We start from the raw sequence: 18,730 nt of genomic DNA, 5'->3' as shown, positions 1-18,730 counted from the left end.
CGGGCGGCCAGCAGGCCGCCTTAAAGGTGAGTAAAAAGGGTTATCAGCTGCCGAGGCCCAGCGCCGACATAATGCGATCCGGGTAGAGATTCTCCCCGTTGCGCTTGTAGATAAAGTTCAGCAGGTCGATTTCCAGCAGCGGCTTATCGTCCACTGACAGCTTGTAGTAGGTGTTTTTGATGGCGTAAGTGTGGTTGGTATCATCACCCTGTTTCGCATCACCGGGATCGATTTCGGTGATACGTCCGCGCATTTCAACTTCCAGTAACGAACTGGTACCGCCGCTGTAAAACTCGCCGACAAAGCGCAGGCGCATTTCGTCGATATCGCCGCCATATTTCAGGATCAGCTCTTCGACCACGCCACCGACAATCATTGATGCGTCAAGTGCGCCGGAATCCAGCCCCAGATCAACAGCCACCGAACCGAGCATGCCGCCGCCCTGGTAATCTTCGGTCTTGCGGGTCACTTTCGGCAGCGTCACGCTGGGGACCTTGCCGATATGGTTCACGCCGTCCACAAAGACGGTGAACAGTCGGAGTTTTTTAGGAATAGCCACTATTCACCTCCCAGCGATGCAAACGCGGATTCGTAATACTGATCGGTGAATGTCTGGATCATCGTCAGATCTTCCAGCGGCGGCACCGGGCTGTAGTTATAGCGCACGATGGCCTTACCCTGACGGATGCCCGTTACCGGGTTATCAACGACGTCATACCAGCAGGCTGCGCCAATCAGCTTGCCCGCCGTGACCAGCGCCTGAAGTTTGGCGTTAATCCCGCTCACAATGTCTTTCACATTCGCCGGAGTTAGCGGGGTATCCACGGTGGTGAACTGCGCTTCTGCGATACTGTCTGCCAAAATCTGCGCGGTTCGCGTGTACACCTCGAAAATGAATTCTTCGGTGTCGGTGGTGCGGTTGCCCCAGAAGCGGAAGCCGTCGCGCTTAATCAGCGTGGTGATCTCGTTGGCGTTCAGCTCGTTGGCGTCGGAATCCTCCGCCTGTAGAGCCCAGAACACGTCCTTCGCAATCCCCAGTACGTTTTTGACCGGCACATTAGACAGTGATTTATGCCAGCCCTGCTCGTTGTCGATAAGCGCCCGCAGACCCAGCGCATAAGCTACGGCGGGGAATTCTTCATTCATACCGGTCAGCGGGTTATAGGCGATGAAGTTCGGCCAGATCAGCATTCCCTCGCGTTCCGCAAACGTCTCGCGATAGGTTTTCGCCTCCGCGATGGTGTCGCAGCCGTCGCAGTAGCTGTATGAGAACGCCCGGAGCTGCTTCGCGATAACCCGCAGCTGCGCGGTCACTTCGGCGGTGTCGTACTCCGGAATGCCGAGAATGCGAGGGCGATAGCCGGTTTTCTGCTCCGCCGTCAGAAAGGCAAACATACCGGTGTAACTGCTGTCAGCCTGTGTGCCGCCGATAATCAGCTGCGACTGCGTCGGCTCATCCTCCCCGCTCTTAGCCTCAGCAACGCGCACAACGATAACGCGGGTGCTGACCTGGTCGGAAATGGCCTTCAGCGATTTGTAGAGCGAGCCTGTTTTACCTGCTTTGCCGAGTACGCTGATAACACGCGTCACCAGCACCGGGGTGTTAAGTGGAAAAGTGAGAGGATCGGCGTCTTCGGCTACCGCAACCAGACCAATGACCGTTGAATCAATGTCATTGATCGCGGTCTGGAGGTCGGTGTTTTCCCTGACGCGCGCCCCGTGAAAAAAGTTGTCGGTCATACTCTACCGCCATCATGTTGAGTGAGTTCGCGGTCATCATCGCCGGGATGGTGGACCGCTGTCGTGCCTTCAGGGTTGTGACCGGTCTGTCACAACAAAAAGCCATCGCCAGTATCGCGCGCGCATGAAACCATCATCGGCGGGGGTATGCATATGGCACTGACGACAGACACTATCGACAAAGCAAAAGCGCTACTGGACGAAGGGGCGCAGCGATTCCAGGACTATCAGTCCGAACTTTCGCGCGTACCGGCCTTCAGTATCCTGATGGGCGGCAAAGCACTGACGCAGCTGGATCCGCGCATTATTTCACTGGAGCTGACCGACAACCGCGGATTTGAGGCCGACGAGCTGACCATTGCTATCGACGACAGCGACGGACTGATCGAACTGCCGCCGCGGGGTGCTGAGCTGTCGGTGTCGCTGGGCTGGCAGGGCGAGCCACTGTTTTACAAAGGGGTTTACACCGTTGACGAGGTCGCCCATTCGGGGCCGCCGGACAGGCTGGAGATCACCGCCCGCAGTGCAGATTTTCGGGACGAATTTAACGTCAAGCGCGAAGTGTCATGGCATGACGTGACGGTTGAGCGCATCGTGTCAGCCATCGCCAGGCGTTACAAACTGACGCCGGTGATTTCTGAGCAGCTGATGAACGCCGAGATTGATCACGCTGACCAGACCCAGGAAAGCGATATGTCATTTCTAACGAGGATGGCCGACCTTCTGGGGGCTATCGCCACCGTCAAAAACGGCAGTCTCCTGTTTATCCTACCGGGTGGTGGCATCAGCGCGAACAGCAAAGCCCTGCCGGAGTTTGAGATCACCCGATCCAGCGGCGACCGGCATTCCTTTCGCATCGCCGACCGTGACGCTTACACCGGCGTGCAGGCGTACTGGCTGGATCTGGAATTTGGCAAAAAGAAAAAAGTCACTATTAAAGCCCGCAAGAAAAAAAACGAGAAGAAGCCGCGCAGCAGCAGCCGGGAAGGGGATTATATCGCGGGCGAAGACGGCAACGTTTTTGTGCTGCGGACAACCTACAGCAGCGAGACTGCTGCTCAACGCGCCGCTGCGGCGAAGTGGCAACAGCTTAAACGCGGTGCTGCCGAATTTAATATGACGCTCGCTTATGGCCGCGCAGATCTGTACCCGGAGATGCACGGCACGGTATCAGGCTTTAAAGCGGATATTAATAATCAGGACTGGATAATTGTGAAGGCTACACACTCGATCGATGACGGCGGATTTAAAACACAGCTTGAGCTTGAAGCGAAAATACCTGAATGGATTGCAGAAACGGAGTCATAGCAGCCATAATAACAGTGAGTTCAACTCCCGCCCGGGAGGCCATCATGTTCAAGTGTCCCATTTGCGGTGCCGTTGCCAAAACGCGCACCAGTCGTCCATTAAGTAATACCACCGTTCGGCATTATCATCAGTGCCAGAACTTTGAGTGCAGCATCACTTTCACCACGCTAAACAGCGTTGAAAAACTGGTCACTAAGCGTGGCCATCGCGAAAAGTTGCCGTCAGGCTTTATCCCTTCTGATGCATTCCCCGCATCGCATTACGGCAACGATCAGCTTAGTTTTGCTATATGAAAAAGCCCCGCTTTGCGGGGCTGGTTCTATAGATTATGAGTGTAGGTTGATATAACCAATCCCGCATCATCACCTTTGGATTTTGCGGCTTCTTTACATGATTTCCTTGGGGATTCGAATGCAAATCCATTGCGCCCAAAGCGATTCAACACATGCACTTCGCTGGTATTCTTTAAATACCAGACATGGGCATTTTGTGATAGAAAAGGCAGGCAAACCCCCATAAGAATTATGGATTCGTAAACCTGAGGTGTAACACGGTCTTCGTTCGTGACCATAGTGATGATGCCACCATTGTCGTTTATCGAGAGGGGCCGCCAAGGTTTAAGAGATTTTTGCAAGACAGATTCGTTAGATGTCTGAGCCGTAACGCTAGCCGAGGCTAGCAGCAGTAAGAGAAAGAATTTTTTCATTGTTTAATTAATCCAGAGTTTGATAACAAAACACTCAACTATTTGCTGCTGCTTAGTTGAAGGCGCAATCTTTTAAATAAACCAATAACCAGAATGGGTCTTTTTGTGGTCTTTGTTTTTTTAAATTTTAATTAAAACAATTAGTTATGTGGTAATTTGAGGCGGATCACTCCGCCTCGTCTTCCGCGACCCGCACCCCGACCTTCAGCACGTGATCGTTCTCTTTTTCTGCCACCGTCCACACCATCCCGGCGAACTCCACCTGGTCGCCCACCACCGGCGCGGCGCCCAACAGCTGCTGCACCACTTCCCCGAGCGACTGCTGATGCTCGCGGAACTCCTCTCCGCCGTCGAGACCGTAGATTTGCGCCACATCGGCGAAGCGGGCCTCGGCATCAAGAATAAAGTCGCCGAAAAAGCGCTGATCGAGCGCCACCGGCGGCGACTGGCTGAACATTTTGCCCAGCGCCGGCAGGTCGTGCTCCCGGCCAATGACGCACAGGATATCGCCTTCCCGCAGGCGGGTGCTGCCGGTGGGGTGCAGCAGGGCATTGTTGCGAAACAGCGCCGCAATCCGCGTCTCCGGCGGCATATGCAGATCGCGCAGCGCCGCGCCGATGCACCACTTATCGGCGCCCAGCTGATAGACAAACTGCTCCCACGGGTTTTCCGGGTGAATATCCAGCCCGACGCGGGAGATGGGCCAGCTGATGGGCGGCACCACCACTTTGGCTTTCTTCGCCGCCCACGACAGCGAGGTGCCCTGTAGCAGCAGCGACACCAGCACCACGAAGAAGGCGACATTGAAGAACAGACGGGCGTTGTCCAGTCCGGCCATCATCGGGAATACCGCGAGAATAATGGGCACCGCGCCGCGCAGGCCAACCCAGCTGATAAACACCCGTTCGCGCAGGTTAAAGCCGCGAAACGGCAGCAGACCGGCAAACACTGACAGCGGGCGGGCAATGAAAATCATCCACATCGACAGCAGCAGCGCCGGGATGGCGATAGGCAGCAGGTCGGAGGGCGTCACCAGCAGGCCCAGCACCAGGAACATGGCGATCTGCGCCAGCCACGCCAGGCCGTCGAAGTTCTGCAGGATGCCGTGTCGGTTGCGGATCGGCCGGTTGCCCAGCAGAAAGCCGCAGAGATAGACGGCAAGGATACCGCTGCCGTCGAGGGTGGTGGTGACGGCAAAAATCATGATCCCGCCGCTCAACGCCAGCAGCGGATAGAGCCCGGCGGGCAGCACGATGCGGTTAATCATCTGCAGCAGCAGGTAGCCGCCGCCGAGGCCGATGGCGATCCCGAGGCCAAACTGCTGAATGATATGCACGGCGAACATCCAGCTGAGGCCGGTTTGGTGCTGCTGGATCATTTCGATCAGGGTGATGGTCAGGAAGACGGCCATCGGGTCGTTACTGCCTGACTCAATTTCCAGCGTTGAGCCGACGCGCTCGTTGAGCCCCTTGCCGCCGAGCAGCGAGAAGACCGCCGCGGCGTCGGTGGAGCCGACAATAGCGCCGATCAGCAGGCCTTCGATCATATCCAGCTTGAACAGCCAGGCCGCCATCATCCCGGTCAGCGCCGAGGTAATCAGTACCCCGACCGTCGCCAGCGATAGCGCGGGCCACAGTGCGACGCGAAAGGAGCTGGCCTGGGTGCGCATCCCGCCGTCCAGCAGGATCACCGCCAGCGCCAGGTTACTCACCATATAGGCGAAGGGGTAGTTGTCGAAGGGGATGCCACCGATGCCGTCAATGCCTGCCAGCATCCCGATGGCCAGAAAGATGACCAGAATCGGGATGCCAAGGCGCGAAGAAAAGGAGCTCAATAAGATACTGCAGGTTACTAAAACAGAACCCAGAATAAACAGACTAATGACCGCAGCGGCGTCCAATGTTCACGTACTCCCTGACTGGCGTGAAAGAATGGCTAAAAGTGACACTATTTTAACAATTCGCAGGGGATCCGCCTATGCGTCCGGGAAATTTATTCTGTCAGCACCGGGTGGCCGCTGATCGTCAGAGTGGTGGTAGCAGCCTGATTCACCAGTCGCGCGCGGGCGCCCAGCGGCAGGGTCACCGTGCGCTGCTCGTGGCCAAACTCCAGTCCGCTAATCAACGGCAGGGAGAGCTGCTGGCGCAGGTAATCAAAGACCTGCGGCAAATCGTACCCCGCGTCATAGTCGTTTGGCGCGCTGCCGGTGAAGCTGCCAAAGATCACCGCTTTCTGGGCCGCCAGCACGCCGCTATGCAACAGCTGAAGCAGCATGCGCTCGACGCGGAACGGGTGCTCGTTGATATCCTCCACCACCAGGATGCCGTCGCGGATCGCCGGTAGCCACGGCGTGCCGATAAGCGAGGTCAGCATCGCCAGATTTCCCCCCCACAGGGTGCCTTCCACCTGGCAGTTCGGCCCTTCGCCTGGCCATTCGAGGGTAAATTCCGCCTGGCGTAGCGCCTGCCAGAAATGGTGCTCGGTAAACGGATCGAGGGTCTCCGCGCCGAAGTTGCCCGCGAGCATTGGCCCGCTGAAGGTGATGACGTTGCCCGTAGCCAGCAGGCCCGACTGGATAGCGGTGAAATCGCTGTGGCCGCAAATCAGCAGCGGGTCGCGCTGCTGGCGGGCAATCAGTCCCTGCCAGTCGATATGCGGCAGCAGGCGGCTGGCGCCGTAGCCGCCGCGCACCGCGAGGACGATACGGTTGCGTCCGGGCAACTGGGTAAGCTGGTTAATATCAGCCAGGCGTTCATGTTCAGTCCCGGCGAAACGCTGCTGCCGGCGGGGAATGACCTGCTGGTGGGCCACCTCATGTCCGGCCTGCTGCAGACGCTCGACGCCGCGGGCTGCCGCCTGCTGGTTGATGCAATAACCCGATGGCGCGACCAGATAAAACTGAGACATGATAATTCCTTGCTATGAATGAAAGGGTTATGATGCCGCCTGGAATGGCGATTGTCATCTCCAGGTGGCTAACTTCAGTCCGCACCCGTCATCCTTCAGGTTGTCGGCAGGCGGGGGACGTACCGCTGCCGTCGTTCTGCAGCATGATGGCGTTTGGGTAGATAAGGATAGATGTGTGAAATTGAGATGGTTGCTTATTTTAGTCGTTTTTCTGGTCGGTTGTAGTTCGAAACATGATTACACCAATCCGCCGTGGAACCCCGAGGTCCCGGTGAAGCGGGCGATGCAGTGGATGCCGATCAGTGAAAAAGCCGGCGCTGCCTGGGGCGTGGATCCGCAGTTGATCACAGCGATTATCGCCATCGAGTCGGGTGGTAATCCAGCGGTGGTGAGTAAATCCGGCGCCGTCGGGCTGATGCAGCTCAAGCCGTCGACCTCCGGACGCGATGTCTACCGGCGGATGGGCTGGCGCGGCGAGCCGTCGGTCAGTGAGCTGAAAAACCCGGAACGTAATATCTCGATGGGGGCCGCCTACCTGAGCATTCTGGAGAACGGTCCGCTGGCGGGGATCAAAGACCCGAAGGTGATGCGCTACGCGGTGGTGGTCTCCTATGCCAACGGTGCCGGCGCCCTGCTGCGCACCTTCTCGTCGGACCGCCAGGACGCCATCGATGAGATTAACGATCTCGACGCCGATGAGTTCTTCGAGCATGTGGTGAAGAAACACCCGGCACCGCAGGCGCCGCGCTATATCTGGAAACTGCAGAAAGCGCTGGACGCCATGTAGTCCTACGCTCACCCCGCAGGCCTGGCGGGGTGAGCTTTTCACACTCGCCTAATCCTCGGTACGCAGCGACGTGATAGCGCTCATCGGCGCAATGAGCGTTTTATAGTCCCGGTAGCGCTCGGGAAGGGATCCTGGGCCGTTCACCGCCACGCAGAGCATGCCTGTCGCGTCATCCCCCTGATCGCCTTTCAGCGCTATCGCTTCTCGTAACGCGTCAATGCAGGCATGGGCGTCATGATGTGAGATGCCGCAGATATCGAGACGAATGGTTTTGCTAATGGCTTCTATCCATAACCCGCCCCACAGAACGCAACCCGTGGGCATGAGCAGGCAACTAAAGATGCTGTAAGCGGTGAGGTCGAGCCAGATAAAGGTCTTACTGACAACGATAACGCCGAGGGCGAGCGAAGGGATGCTGATGGCCAGTATATTACACCCGCGGCGCAGCGGACTTAAGGCTAAGCCCGCGCTATCTATCTGTTCCTGCCAGAGGTTATGTCCGGCAATACTCAGGCTGCAGGGCAGATCTTCATGACACGGCTTTCGCACCTCAAAATGGTCAAACAATATTCTTTCAATGACGTTCATTTCCTGGTTTGCATAGCGTCCGTTGGCCAAAACCTGCCCGGCCTCCGGGATCCACAGATACTTTTTACTGAGTAAGCTAAACATCGCCAGCTGAATCACCCGGGTCCCTTCTCCGGTCAGCCAGGCCAGCAGCCATGGACTGACCTCCGTCACGTGCGGCTGGGGCTGAGCCGCTGGCCGTGTCAGGACGATCGTCGTACCGATAGCAATATAGATACCCGGGACGATAAACATAAATCCGCCGAGAAACAGCAGTGGATGCAGATGCATCATAAAATTCCACATACTGTCCCCTCGTTAATCCAGGCGCTGCAGACAAAAGGGATACTGAATAAGGTTGATGATTTTTACATATTCAGCAAATCTTTCGGGAAGCAGGGTGGTTGTACCAATCGCCACGCAATAATCGGCGTTTTCATCGGTCAGGGTATCTGCGTCAGCAATAAGCGTATCTTTCAGGGTATCAATATAGTGGTGAAGAATATTAATAGCGATCCCCTCCCGGTCGAGCCGGGTGGCATTTAAGGTGATGCATAATAGCCACAGCCACCACAGTCCGGAAACCATAAACATCACCAGCCAGCTCAATACGCTGGAGTGAATTATCGCCTGATGATCAAAAAGCGTTTTCCAGACGAGCACAGCGATTAACAGCAGGGAGGGGGCGGCAATCACTATCATGTTCCACGTTTGGTGCGTTGGGCTTAGCCGCAGCCCGCTGCAGTGGGGATCGGTAGCCCAGTGGTTTTGTTCAGCGACGTGCAGAGAAAGCGGCAGATCCTGGTGACTGGATTTTGGCGTAGCGAAATGCTCAAACAGTATTTTTTCCACACAGGTCATTTTGCAGTCGGCATACTGCTGATTGGCGCAGAGCTGAATATTTTCTGCAGAATAGATGAGAGTGACATAGTTTTTTCTTAACAGCCGGAACATAGCAAGCTGAATAACGCTGGTGGCGCGATGACGTAGCCAGGCTAAAAAAGAGGGGGAGATAGAATAGGGCGCCGGAACGGCGGTGGTATTTCCGGCAGGGCGGGTCTTCGCAATAATTATATTCAGCAGAATATATATCACTGTGGTGGATAATACATAATAACCCATAAATGATAACGGATGTAAATTGGCAATATAGCTAATGACGGGGTTCACTTTTATTCCTTGTGAGCGCTATAACCGGTTTGCGCCAGCATAGTAAGCTTTCTCATCCGCGGGGGGCAAGTGAAATAATGGGGGGGCATTTTTAAGTTAATTTCAGCAATAAAAGCGAGACGGAAAGTCTTCATGAAAGCCTCCGCCGTCATGGCCGGAGGCTTATATTGCTGCGGTCAGTTAAAAGTCGTAGCCCACGGTGGCCATGACGCTGCGCTCTGCTCCCCAGTAGCAGTTGCCGGTGCCGTAGCAGCCGGAAATATACTCGCGGTCGCCGATATTGTTGGCGTTAACCTGCACATAAGCGCCTTTCAGCGTTGGCGACCAGACGCCGAGGTCGGCCCGCATCATGGCATCCATCAGCGTGACCGACGGCAGCCGCGCGGTGTTGGCATCATCCGCCCACTGTTTGCCGATGTAGCGGACGCCAGCGCCCACCGAGATCCCCGCCGGGAACTGATAGCGCGCCCAGAAGGAGGCCATCTGATCCGGGGTCAGCTGCGGCGTGTTGTTGTCGGTACCGTCCCTGGTGTCCTGGAAGCGCAGACGATTCCAGGTATACGAGGCGATAGTACTCAGCTGCGGGGTGATCTGGTGGTGTGCTTCCAGCTCAACGCCCTGGGAATGGACCTTACCCGCCGGAATATAGGTGGCGGTGGCGATGTTCGGGTCGCGGGTGGCGACATCCTTTTGCGTCAGGTCGTAAATTGCAATGCTATAGAGGTCGCGGCTGCCCGGCGGCTGGAACTTCAGACCGGCTTCGACCTGCTCGGCGGTGGTCGGTTTCAGCGGTTTGCCGTCCGCGCCCGGCAGCATCGCCGGGGTGATCGCCTGGCTGTAGCTCAGATAAGGCGAAAGGCCATTATCCAGGGCGTACAACAGCGAGGCGCGGCCGCTGATATGGTCGTCTGAACGGCGGTTTGAGGTGCCGAAGGTATCGCTGACCTGCTGGGAAACGATGCGGTCGTAGCGTGCGGAAACATCCACATGCCAGCGGTTCCAGACCATCTCATCCTGCAGATACAGCCCGGTCTGGTAGTAGCGGCGATGATTGTCATCGCTGTAGGTGACGGTATGCCCGGTCTGCGCGGTATAGCCGCTAAACGGGTTTAGCGGCGCCGCACCGCCGGCGCCGGTCCACAGATCGTTGCGGAAGCGATGATATTCGGCGCCGAGGATCAGGGTATGCGCCAGGTCGCCAGTATTGAAATCGGCGCGCAGGCGGTTATCGGTCGACCAGCCGTCCAGCGAACCGCGCGAACCGCTGTAGCCGCGGGCCAGCATGTCGCTGTCATCTATCCAGCCGACCTGGTAGACCTGATCGAGGGAGACGTTGGTATGGGTGTAGCTCCCGGCGGAATAGACCGACCAGACGTCGGTGAACTGGTGGTCAAACTCATAGCTGTAGATCTGCTGGCGGCGCTGATAGCCATCTCCCGGATCGCCCTCGTTGGTGCTGGGGGAGAGCTTACGACCATTGTGCGCATAGCGGGTGCCGTCCAGCGGCAAAGAGCCGTGGTAGCCGCCGGATGGATCTTTTTGCAGATAGGCGCGCAGCAGCAGCGAGGTGTCGCTGTCCGGCTGCCACAGCAGGGAAGGTGAAATGGCGTAGCGCTCTTCGCGGGTATGGTCATACTGCGTGTCGCTGCTGCGGGTCATACCGATCAGCCGCCATGCCCACTGCTCGTTGATGGCGTCGGTGTAATCGAAGGCCGCGCCTTTGGTATTTTGCGTACCGCCGGTCAGGCGGACGTGGCCCTGCTGGCTGAACTGCGGGCGTTTGGAGGTCAGGTTGACCACGCCGCCCGGCACGCTCTGCCCGTAGAGCGCGGAGGAGGGGCCGCGGATCACATCGACGCGTTCGATAAACCACGGGTCGATTTGCACAACGTTATGGCTGCCGCCGTCGCTCATCAGGCGCATACCGTCGAGGAACAGGTTATCGACGTCGCCGCCGTGGTAGCCGCGCAGGGAGATAGCGTCGAACCGGGTCGCGCCGCCGCCGAAGCTGGAGTAGACCCCCGGGGTATATTCCAGCGCCTGGCTGATGGTATTCGCCCCCTGGTCCGCCATCTGCTGGCGGGTGACAACCGATACCGACTGGGCGGTGGTGATTAACGGCTGGTCGGTTTTCGTTGCCCCGAGCGAAGTGCTGGCGCTGTAGCCTTCAGTCGGCGCGCTGGCGGACGCCGGCGGGCTGGCAGTGACCACCACCGTCTCTTCGGCTTGCGCGGTGAGGGGAAGGGTGACCACGAGGGCGTACAGCAGCCTCGGGCGTTTTCGGGAAATAGCCACGTTCATAAGATCATCCTGAACCAACGCGGTCTGGTACTCCTGTACGCCGCCGCGTGAAAAACGAATCTGTCATTGTTCGTTAAAAAGTAATGCGAATTATTATTGTTTGTATTTATGTGATCAAGCGAAAGGTGACCGGTTCAGGGCGATGGGGGGAGTGACGTGCTTCCCACGGGCCGCAGAGCGGGGCTGCACGGGGCCGTTGTCAGCAGGGAGATAACTCCCCCTACTGATTTTGGTAGGGGGAGAGGCTGGCCGGAAAAGCGTCAGGCGCCGGTCTTTTGCGCTGCCGCCGGCGCGGGGTCGTTGGCGGCAGGCTTGCTCTGCGCGGAAGGGGCCGCCGCCGGGCGCGTGGCGGGCAGGGCATCGCAGGGTTTCTCCCGCGGGCAGATCAGATCCAGCATCTTCAGGGTGACGCCGTTGGTCCAGCCAAAGCCATCCTGTAGCGGATATTCCCCTCCGCCGCCGCCGGTGCCGGTCGAGCTTACGTCATACTTCTCCACCAGCTTTTGCTTGCTGTCATAGGTATGCTGAACGTTGCTCAGGAAGCGCCAGCTGACCTCCATGGCGATCTTTTGTTGGTCGTAGTTTTGCAGGCCCTCGACTGCCACCCACTGCAGCGGCGCCCAGCCGTTCGGGGCGTCCCACTGCTGTCCGCTGTTGACGGTGGTGGTGGTCAGCCCGCCGGGTTTGAGCAGCCGCGACTCAGCGGCGGCTGCCACTTTCGTCGCCCGCTCGCGTGACGCCGCATTGACGTACAGCGGGAACAGCGCCGCCGCGGTCAGCTGATTGCGCACCTTGTGGGTTTTCAGATCGTAATCGGCGTACCATCCCTCTTTATTATTCCACAGATATTTCTCGATGGCCTGCTGGCGGGCGTTAGCCAACGCATCGTATTGCATAGCGCCGGCGCTGTCCCCGGATGCCTTGCTGGCGCGGGCGAGGGTTTTCTCCAGATGGAACATCAGGGCATTGAGATCGACCGGGACAATCGAGGTGGTGCGAATGGTGGCGAGCTGCTGCGGATTATCCATCCAGCGGGAGCTGAAATCCCAGCCGGAGGCGGCGGCGGAGCGCAGGTCGCGATAGATCTCGGTTGCCGGACGATTCGGGTTGCTTTTGGCGGTTTTGACGTCGTCAAGCCAGGACTCGGGGCGCGGAGTGTCGTTATCGTCCCAGTAGCGGTTGAGCAGCGCGCCATCCGCCATCCGCACCGCCCGTTTGTCGGCGCTGCCGGGGGCCAGCGCGTCCGCCCCGGCCATCCAGTAGCGATACTCCTTCTCCAGCTGCGGCTGGTAGGTTTTCAGCACCTGGTCGCCATCGTGCGTCGCCAGCAGGCTCACCATAAAGGAGAAGAAGGGGGGCTGCGAACGGCTGAGGTAATAGGTGCGGTTGCCGTTGGGGATATGGCCCCAGGTGTCAATTTCCGCGGCGAAGTTGGCGACCATATCTTCGACTTTATCCCAGTGACCGCTTTCGGCAAGACCCAGCATGGTGAAATAGCTGTCCCAGTAATAGACTTCGCGAAAGCGTCCTCCAGGGACCACGTAGGGCTTAGGCAGCGGCAGCAGCGAGTCCCATTTTTCCACCTCGACAGTGCTGCGGGTCAGGACCGGCCACAGGCCATCGATATGTTGACGCAGGGTTTGCCCTTTGGGCGGCACATAGGTGTCATTTTCTTTCGGCAGCGTGAAGTTCAGCTCGACGAAGTGGCGCAGGTCAAAGCTGGCCTGGTTTTTCTGCATCCGGTAATCGGCAAGGATCATCAGCGGATCGCTGTTAGGGATCGCGTCGGCGAAGGTTTTTTGATCGGCAAAGAGCTTCGCGCTCTGGACATCATTGAACAACGGGCCCAGCAGAATATCCGGCGAGGGGGGCGGCGCGGTTTTGCCGTCTTCCGCCTGGACATTCAGGCTCATCAGAGCGAGCAGGGCGCCGCCGATCGCCAGGCGCAGGGAACAGGGCAAAGCAGCGGGACGATGTGCATCAGTACTCGTCATGGGGAGTTCTCCTTATCATTATCGACTGCGGGCCACGACGTTTGGCCATCCAAAAACCTTAGACGAATATCTGCCGCTGCGCGTGTCAGGGGTAACATTTTGCGCGAAAACAGAGGATTTACCTGTCAGGTTTTCTGATACAACCGCCAGCAAAGCGGTTAGGCTTACAGGCAAGCCAACGCGCCCGGGAGCCAGTCATGAATCGACGTCAATTTCTGCTGTTCAGCGCCGCCGCGCTGTCTGCGGCGCGGGGCGCGGCGGCCACTGCTCCGGCGCTGACGCTGCCGCTGTGGCCGGATCAACCGCCGGGCGGAGGCGGGCCGGGGGGAGAGTCTCGGTTATCCGCCCGCGGCGCGCTGAGCCATATCGCTCGTCCTGTGCTGACGGTCTGGCAACCCGCCCGGGCCACTGGCCACGGGGTGCTGGTGGCGGCCGGCGGCGGATACCAGCGGATCGAGATGGGCAGTGAGGCCTGGCCTGCGGCGCACTGGCTGACGGCGCACGGCTATACCGCCTATGTCCTGAGCTACCGCTTGCCGGGGGAGGGCTGGCAGGCCGGTGCACTAGCGCCGCTGCAGGATGCGCAGCGAGCTCTGCGACTGATCCGCGCCCGGGAATCGCAGGTCAGCGTGCTCGGTTTTTCGGCGGGGGGGCATCTGCTGGGGATGGCCGCCTGTCGGCCGGCGTTCGCCAGCTACCCGCCGGTGGATGCGCTGGACCACCAGCCCGCCGCCGCCGACGGCGCCGCGCTGATCTATCCGGTGATCACGCTCCTGCCACCCTGGAGCCATACGGCGACCCATCGTCTGCTGGTAGGGCCGCAGGCGAGCGAGGAGGCCGACCGCGTCTGGTCGGTACAAACCTGGGTGACAACGGCCACGCCGCCCTGTTTCCTGGTGCAGGCACAGGACGATCCGGTTTCCGATCCGCACAATACGCTGTTGATGGCTGACGCCTGCCGCCAGCATCAGGTTCCGGTGCAGCTTTTCCGCTATACCCGCGGTGGCCATGGCTTTGGTATGGGGCGCCCGGGAACGCCGACGACCGCCTGGCCCACGGCCTATGCCGCCTGGCTGAAGGCGCTGGCGTCCACGATGGCGCAAAAACCGTAGCGCTGCCTCACGACGGTGCAACCGTAGCCGGGCGCAGGCGGCTGTTCTGGCGATTTTTTGCACAACCAGACGGCGAGTCAGAACAGATTTGCACAACGCCGCGGCGGCAGAGGACCTGGCATAATTAATGCTTATCTCTTACCGGGATTACCACAAAGTGAGTACAACCGGAGGGGATAGCCATGATTAAAATTACGCTACCTGACGGGCATTATTATGACGAGATGCTGACCGCGCAGGGTGAACAGCGGCCGCACTATAATGCCTGGTGGCAATGGTTTCGCAACACTGATCAATTCTCTATCCGGCAGAAAAAAGCGCAAGCGGAACTGCTTTTTCACCGTATCGGCATCACCTTTAACGTGTACGGCGAGGATGAGGGAACCGAGCGGCTGATCCCGTTTGATAGCGTGCCGCGGATCATACCCGCCGGGGAGTGGCAGCGCATTGACCGCGGCATTCGCCAGCGGGTGAAAGCGCTCAACGCCTTCCTCTATGACATCTATCATGAGCAGAATATTCTGCGCGCGGGGCTGATCCCGGCCGAGCAGGTGCTGGCCAACGAGCAGTATCAGCCATGCATGCAGGGCATCAACCTGCCAAACAACACCTATGCCCATATCACCGGCGTCGATATGGTGCGCAATAACGACGGTCAATACTACGTGCTGGAGGATAACCTGCGTACGCCATCCGGCGTCTCCTACATGCTCGAAAACCGTAAGATGATGATGCGCCTCTATCCGGAGATGTTCGAACAGCATCACATTGCGCCGGTGGAGCGCTACCCGAGCTACCTCCTGCAGACCCTGCGCGAAAGCTCGTTGGTGGATGACCCCTGCGTCGTGGTGATGACCCCGGGGCGCTTCAACAGCGCCTACTTCGAGCACAGTTTTCTGGCGCAGCAGATGGGGGTCGAGCTGGTGGAGAGCGCCGACCTGTTCATTAAGAACGGCGCGGTGTATATGCGGACCACCGAGGGGCCGCGGCGGGTGGATGTGATTTATCGCCGCATCGATGACGCCTGGCTCGACCCGCTGGCCTTCCGCGCCGATTCGATGCTTGGCGTACCGGGGCTGTTGTCAGTCTATCGCGCCGGCGGCGTGGTGCTGGCCAACGCCATCGGCACCGGCGTCGCCGACGACAAATCAATCTATCCGTACGTTCCGGAGATGATCCGCTTTTACCTCGGCGAACAGCCGATCCTCAGTAATATCCCCACCTGGCAGTGCCGGAAAGCAGAGGACCTGCGCTATGTGCTGAGTAACCTCGAGCTGATGGTGGTCAAGGAGGTCCATGGCGCCGGGGGCTACGGCATGCTGGTTGGCCCGCGTTCGACCAAAGAGGAGCGAGAGGCCTTCCGCCAGCGCCTGCTGGCCAATCCGGCCAACTATATCGCCCAGGACACCCTCGCGCTGTCGACCTGTCCCACCTTCGTTGATGAAGGTCTGTCGCCGCGACATATCGATTTACGGCCCTACGTGCTGTCCGGGCAGGAGATGCGGCTGGTACCTGGCGGCCTGACCCGCGTGGCGCTGACCGAAGGGTCGCTGGTGGTCAACTCGTCGCAGGGCGGCGGAACCAAGGATACCTGGGTGATGGAGGATGACGCATCATGCTAAGTCGTACGGCGAGTGAACTGTTCTGGATGGCCCGCTATCTTGAGCGGGCGGAAAGCTACGCCCGGGTACTGGACGTGACCTGGAAATTATCGATGATCCCCCGGCACAGCCAGCAGTCGCGGGATCTGGCGCTGCCGCTGAATTTGTCGATGACCCACGAGCTGTTTCAGGCGCGCCATGCCCGCTTTACCATGAGCAACCTGCTCAACTTTTTTGCCCTCGATGGCAACAACCCCTGCAGTATTTACAGCTGCGTGGAGATGGCGTGGAACAATGCGCACGCGGTGCGCGGCAGTCTGTCGGCCGAGGTGTGGGAGAGCATCAACGCCACCCGAATCGAGCTGCGAACCCTGCGCCAGCAGGGGCTGGGCGAACTCGGCAGCGACGGCTTTTTCGAGTGGGTGAAAGAGCGGGTGCATCTGTTTCGCGGGGCGGTGATTGGCACGCTGCTGCGCAACGACGCGCTGAGCTTTATCGGCATCGGCACGCTGATAGAGCGTGCGTTTGCCACCACCCAGCTGCTGCTGATTAAGGATCAACAACTGACCAACGACCCGGATCCGGTGCGGGAATACTATCGACTGGATACCTTGCTCAATGCGGTCAGCGCCCGCGAAGCCTACAACAGCCTCTATCGCCAGCCGGTCAGTCGTGAAACGGTGATGGAGCTGCTGATCCTGCGTAACGATATTCCGCGTTCGCTGCGCGCCAGCATTGCCGATCTGGTCGGCGAGCTGGAGAAAATCGCCAACGATCGCTCCTATCAACCGCTGCGCCTGGCCCATCAGCTCAACGTTGACCTGCGCTTCAGCACCCGCGACGACCTGGCGCAGGCGGACCTGCAGACCACCCTTAACGGCCTGCTGGCGAGAATTAACGCGCTGTCCGACAGCATCAGACAAACCTATCTGGAGGCCTTATGAAACTGGTCATCGATCATCTCACCCGCTATGGCTACGATGAAGAAGTGAAGTTTTCCACCCAGTATCTGCGCCTGACGCCGCGCAGTACCGGCCGGCAGACCATCACCGCCTGGACGCTGACCCTGCCGGACGGGGCGGCGGTGACCACCACCGACGGCTGGGGCAATGTGCTGCATGTGCTGACGCTGGATAACCCGCACAAGGAGATCACTATCCGCGCCAGCGGGATTGTCGATATCGCCGACGAAGGAGAAGAGACGCGTGATGAAGAGGCCGAGCTGTTGTCGCCGCTGGTTTTTCTGCGCTGTACACCGCTAACCCGCGCCGATACGCCGATCCGTGAGTTTGCCCAGCGCCTCTATCGTCCCGATGCGGCGGAAGAAAGTCTGAATCAACTGATGGCGGATCTGCTGTTAAGAATGCCATACTCCCCCGGCGCGACCCAGGTGCAGGACTCCGCCGCCGACGCCTTCGCCCGCGCGAAGGGAGTGTGCCAGGATCATACCCATGTTTTTCTGGCCTGCTGCCGCGCGCTGGAGATCCCGGCGCGCTACGTCAGCGGCTATGTTTACAGCGATAACGCTCAGCATGTGGCGATGCACGCCTGGGCGGAAGTCTGGCTCGACGGCCGCTGGCTGTCGTTTGATATCACCAATAATACCCGTCGTCTGAATCAGCATTTGCGGCTGGCGACCGGGCTGGATTATCTCGACGCCTGCCCGGTACGGGGCACCCGGCTGGGCGGCGGCGGGGAGATTATGTTAACCAACGCTGAAGTGCGCGAACAAAGCCAGCAGGCGCAGCAGCAATAATACGGGAAAAACCGCAATGACCTACTGTGTGGCCATGTGCCTGGCGGATGGACTGGTGTTTGCTTCCGACTCCCGCACCAACGCGGGCGTCGACCATATTGCCACTTTTAAAAAGCTGCACGTTTTCCATCAGGAGGGGGAACGGGTGCTGGTGCTGCAATCCGCTGGCAACCTGGCCACCACCCAGAGCGTGATAAGCCTGCTCAGCGCGCGCATCCGTACCCAGCAGGAGCCGAATCTGATGCAGGTCACCTCCCTCTACGACGCCGCGATGCTGATCGGTAAAACGCTGCTGGAGGTGATCCAGCGCGACAGCAGCAACCAGCAGAACTGCAGTAACACCAACTTCAACTGCAACCTGCTGCTTGGCGGCCAGATCGCCGGCGAAACCCATCGTCTGTTCCATATTTATCCGGAGGGCAACTTTATTGAAGCCACCCGCGACACGCCTTATTTCCAGATCGGTGAAAGCAAGTACGGCAAGCCGATCATCGATCGGGTGCTGACCATCGATACGCCGCTGGAGCAGGCGATGTGCTGCGCGTTGATCTCCATTGACTCGACGCTGCGCAGTAATCTGTCCGTCGGCCTGCCGCTGGATACGCTGCTCTACCGCAGCGGCAGCCTGAGCAGTGCCGGGCAGCATCGCATCACCGACAGCGATCCCTACTTCAACCGCATTCGCAAGGCGTGGTCCGAGGGGCTGCTGCACACCTTCCAGACGCTGCCGACCTGGACCCCAGCAGAGCGGGAAGAGGAGTAGCCCTGGAACTCGACGTCG

At 59.0% G+C, this 18,730-nt stretch carries 17 protein-coding genes; 8 read left to right on the top strand and 9 right to left on the bottom strand.

Annotation, left to right across the window (positions count from 1 at the left end):
* Positions 1-43: 43 nt before the first annotated feature.
* Together CWM58_RS14235 and CWM58_RS14230 are read right to left on the bottom strand one after the other, a co-directional pair.
* Positions 44-559 carry a phage major tail tube protein gene (locus CWM58_RS14235; protein WP_023328126.1) on the bottom strand — a complete coding sequence of 172 codons (516 nt, stop codon included), beginning with the start codon at positions 557-559 and terminating at the stop codon, positions 44-46.
* Positions 559-1,740, bottom strand: a complete 1,182-nt coding sequence (locus tag CWM58_RS14230) for a phage tail sheath subtilisin-like domain-containing protein (protein ID WP_100681159.1) — start codon at positions 1,738-1,740, stop codon at positions 559-561. The genes CWM58_RS14235 and CWM58_RS14230 overlap by 1 nt, the downstream gene beginning before the upstream one ends.
* A gap of 153 nt (positions 1,741-1,893) precedes the next feature.
* Here CWM58_RS14230 and CWM58_RS14225 point away from each other — a divergent pair, with 153 nt between their 5' ends.
* Both CWM58_RS14225 and CWM58_RS14220 read left to right on the top strand, forming a co-directional pair.
* On the top strand, positions 1,894-3,048 hold the full coding sequence (locus CWM58_RS14225; protein ID WP_100681282.1) for a phage late control D family protein: 1,155 nt from the start codon (positions 1,894-1,896) through the stop codon (positions 3,046-3,048).
* 44 nt (positions 3,049-3,092) lie between these two features.
* The gene (locus tag CWM58_RS14220; RefSeq protein ID WP_100681158.1) at positions 3,093-3,341 is read left to right on the top strand and encodes an ogr/Delta-like zinc finger family protein; all 249 of its coding nucleotides are present in this window, start codon (positions 3,093-3,095) and stop codon (positions 3,339-3,341) included.
* A 26-nt stretch (positions 3,342-3,367) separates the two neighbouring features.
* On the opposite strand, the gene CWM58_RS14215 is transcribed toward CWM58_RS14220, so the two are convergent.
* From CWM58_RS14215 to ldcA, 3 genes are all read right to left on the bottom strand, one after another.
* Entirely contained in the window at positions 3,368-3,754 is a 387-nt protein-coding gene (locus CWM58_RS14215) for a hypothetical protein (RefSeq protein ID WP_100681157.1), read from the bottom strand.
* Positions 3,755-3,920: 166 nt separating this feature from the next.
* Positions 3,921-5,654 carry a potassium/proton antiporter gene (locus CWM58_RS14210; protein ID WP_008804311.1) on the bottom strand — a complete coding sequence of 578 codons (1,734 nt, stop codon included), beginning with the start codon at positions 5,652-5,654 and terminating at the stop codon, positions 3,921-3,923.
* A gap of 92 nt (positions 5,655-5,746) precedes the next feature.
* Complete coding sequence (gene ldcA, locus CWM58_RS14205) at positions 5,747-6,661, bottom strand: muramoyltetrapeptide carboxypeptidase (RefSeq protein ID WP_100681156.1); 915 nt, start codon at positions 6,659-6,661, stop codon at positions 5,747-5,749.
* A 175-nt stretch (positions 6,662-6,836) separates the two neighbouring features.
* Here ldcA and emtA point away from each other — a divergent pair, with 175 nt between their 5' ends.
* Positions 6,837-7,448: a membrane-bound lytic murein transglycosylase EmtA gene (emtA, locus tag CWM58_RS14200; RefSeq protein ID WP_100681155.1), complete on the top strand. Its 612-nt coding sequence runs from the start codon at positions 6,837-6,839 to the stop codon at positions 7,446-7,448.
* Positions 7,449-7,496: 48 nt separating this feature from the next.
* On the opposite strand, the gene CWM58_RS14195 is transcribed toward emtA, so the two are convergent.
* The 4 genes from CWM58_RS14195 to CWM58_RS14180 form a co-directional block, all read right to left on the bottom strand.
* Positions 7,497-8,321, bottom strand: coding sequence for a TIGR04222 domain-containing membrane protein (locus tag CWM58_RS14195; RefSeq protein ID WP_100681154.1), 825 nt, complete (start codon positions 8,319-8,321; stop codon positions 7,497-7,499).
* 12 nt (positions 8,322-8,333) lie between these two features.
* Positions 8,334-9,185, bottom strand: coding sequence for a hypothetical protein (locus CWM58_RS14190; protein WP_100681153.1), 852 nt, complete (start codon positions 9,183-9,185; stop codon positions 8,334-8,336).
* Between the two features lie 180 nt (positions 9,186-9,365).
* Positions 9,366-11,486 (bottom strand): TonB-dependent siderophore receptor, encoded by a 2,121-nt coding sequence (locus CWM58_RS14185; protein WP_100681152.1) that lies wholly within the window; start codon positions 11,484-11,486, stop codon positions 9,366-9,368.
* A 260-nt stretch (positions 11,487-11,746) separates the two neighbouring features.
* Entirely contained in the window at positions 11,747-13,480 is a 1,734-nt protein-coding gene (locus CWM58_RS14180; RefSeq protein ID WP_100681151.1) for an alpha,alpha-trehalase, read from the bottom strand.
* A 197-nt stretch (positions 13,481-13,677) separates the two neighbouring features.
* Between CWM58_RS14180 and CWM58_RS14175 the strand changes: the two genes are divergently transcribed.
* The 5 genes from CWM58_RS14175 (at position 13,678) to CWM58_RS14155 (ending at position 18,712) form a co-directional block, all read left to right on the top strand.
* The gene (locus CWM58_RS14175; protein ID WP_100681150.1) at positions 13,678-14,592 is read left to right on the top strand and encodes an alpha/beta hydrolase; all 915 of its coding nucleotides are present in this window, start codon (positions 13,678-13,680) and stop codon (positions 14,590-14,592) included.
* A gap of 182 nt (positions 14,593-14,774) precedes the next feature.
* The gene (locus tag CWM58_RS14170; RefSeq protein ID WP_004180417.1) at positions 14,775-16,214 is read left to right on the top strand and encodes a circularly permuted type 2 ATP-grasp protein; all 1,440 of its coding nucleotides are present in this window, start codon (positions 14,775-14,777) and stop codon (positions 16,212-16,214) included.
* Positions 16,208-17,137, top strand: a complete 930-nt coding sequence (locus CWM58_RS14165; RefSeq protein WP_002910835.1) for an alpha-E domain-containing protein — start codon at positions 16,208-16,210, stop codon at positions 17,135-17,137. The genes CWM58_RS14170 and CWM58_RS14165 overlap by 7 nt, the downstream gene beginning before the upstream one ends.
* A complete protein-coding gene (locus CWM58_RS14160; protein ID WP_100681149.1) occupies positions 17,134-17,949 on the top strand; it encodes a transglutaminase family protein in 816 nt (271 codons plus the stop codon). Before CWM58_RS14165 ends, CWM58_RS14160 begins: the two co-directional genes overlap by 4 nt.
* Before the next feature lie 16 nt (positions 17,950-17,965).
* Entirely contained in the window at positions 17,966-18,712 is a 747-nt protein-coding gene (locus CWM58_RS14155) for a proteasome-type protease (RefSeq protein WP_008804320.1), read from the top strand.
* Positions 18,713-18,730: the final 18 nt, after the last annotated feature.

Origin of the sequence: Klebsiella sp. H-Nf2, from assembly GCF_002806645.1 — a bacterium.
In the GTDB taxonomy this organism is placed as follows: Bacteria; Pseudomonadota; Gammaproteobacteria; order Enterobacterales; family Enterobacteriaceae; genus Klebsiella; species Klebsiella variicola.
This window is presented reverse-complemented; position numbering and strand designations above follow the sequence as displayed.

Excerpts from the sequence above, each read along its gene's own strand:
- CWM58_RS14230 (WP_100681159.1), bottom strand. The coding sequence starts at position 1,740 with ATGACCGACAACTTTTTTCACGGGGCGCGCGTCAGGGAAAACACCGAC.
- CWM58_RS14225 (WP_100681282.1), top strand. The coding sequence starts at position 1,894 with ATGGCACTGACGACAGACACTATCGACAAAGCAAAAGCGCTACTGGAC.
- CWM58_RS14220 (WP_100681158.1), top strand. The coding sequence starts at position 3,093 with ATGTTCAAGTGTCCCATTTGCGGTGCCGTTGCCAAAACGCGCACCAGT.
- CWM58_RS14215 (WP_100681157.1), bottom strand. The coding sequence starts at position 3,754 with ATGAAAAAATTCTTTCTCTTACTGCTGCTAGCCTCGGCTAGCGTTACG.
- ldcA (WP_100681156.1), bottom strand. The coding sequence starts at position 6,661 with ATGTCTCAGTTTTATCTGGTCGCGCCATCGGGTTATTGCATCAACCAG.
- CWM58_RS14195 (WP_100681154.1), bottom strand. The coding sequence starts at position 8,321 with ATGTGGAATTTTATGATGCATCTGCATCCACTGCTGTTTCTCGGCGGA.
- CWM58_RS14185 (WP_100681152.1), bottom strand. The coding sequence starts at position 11,486 with ATGAACGTGGCTATTTCCCGAAAACGCCCGAGGCTGCTGTACGCCCTC.
- CWM58_RS14180 (WP_100681151.1), bottom strand. The coding sequence starts at position 13,480 with ATGACGAGTACTGATGCACATCGTCCCGCTGCTTTGCCCTGTTCCCTG.
- CWM58_RS14175 (WP_100681150.1), top strand. The coding sequence starts at position 13,678 with ATGAATCGACGTCAATTTCTGCTGTTCAGCGCCGCCGCGCTGTCTGCG.
- CWM58_RS14170 (WP_004180417.1), top strand. The coding sequence starts at position 14,775 with ATGATTAAAATTACGCTACCTGACGGGCATTATTATGACGAGATGCTG.
- CWM58_RS14165 (WP_002910835.1), top strand. The coding sequence starts at position 16,208 with ATGCTAAGTCGTACGGCGAGTGAACTGTTCTGGATGGCCCGCTATCTT.
- CWM58_RS14160 (WP_100681149.1), top strand. The coding sequence starts at position 17,134 with ATGAAACTGGTCATCGATCATCTCACCCGCTATGGCTACGATGAAGAA.
- CWM58_RS14155 (WP_008804320.1), top strand. The coding sequence starts at position 17,966 with ATGACCTACTGTGTGGCCATGTGCCTGGCGGATGGACTGGTGTTTGCT.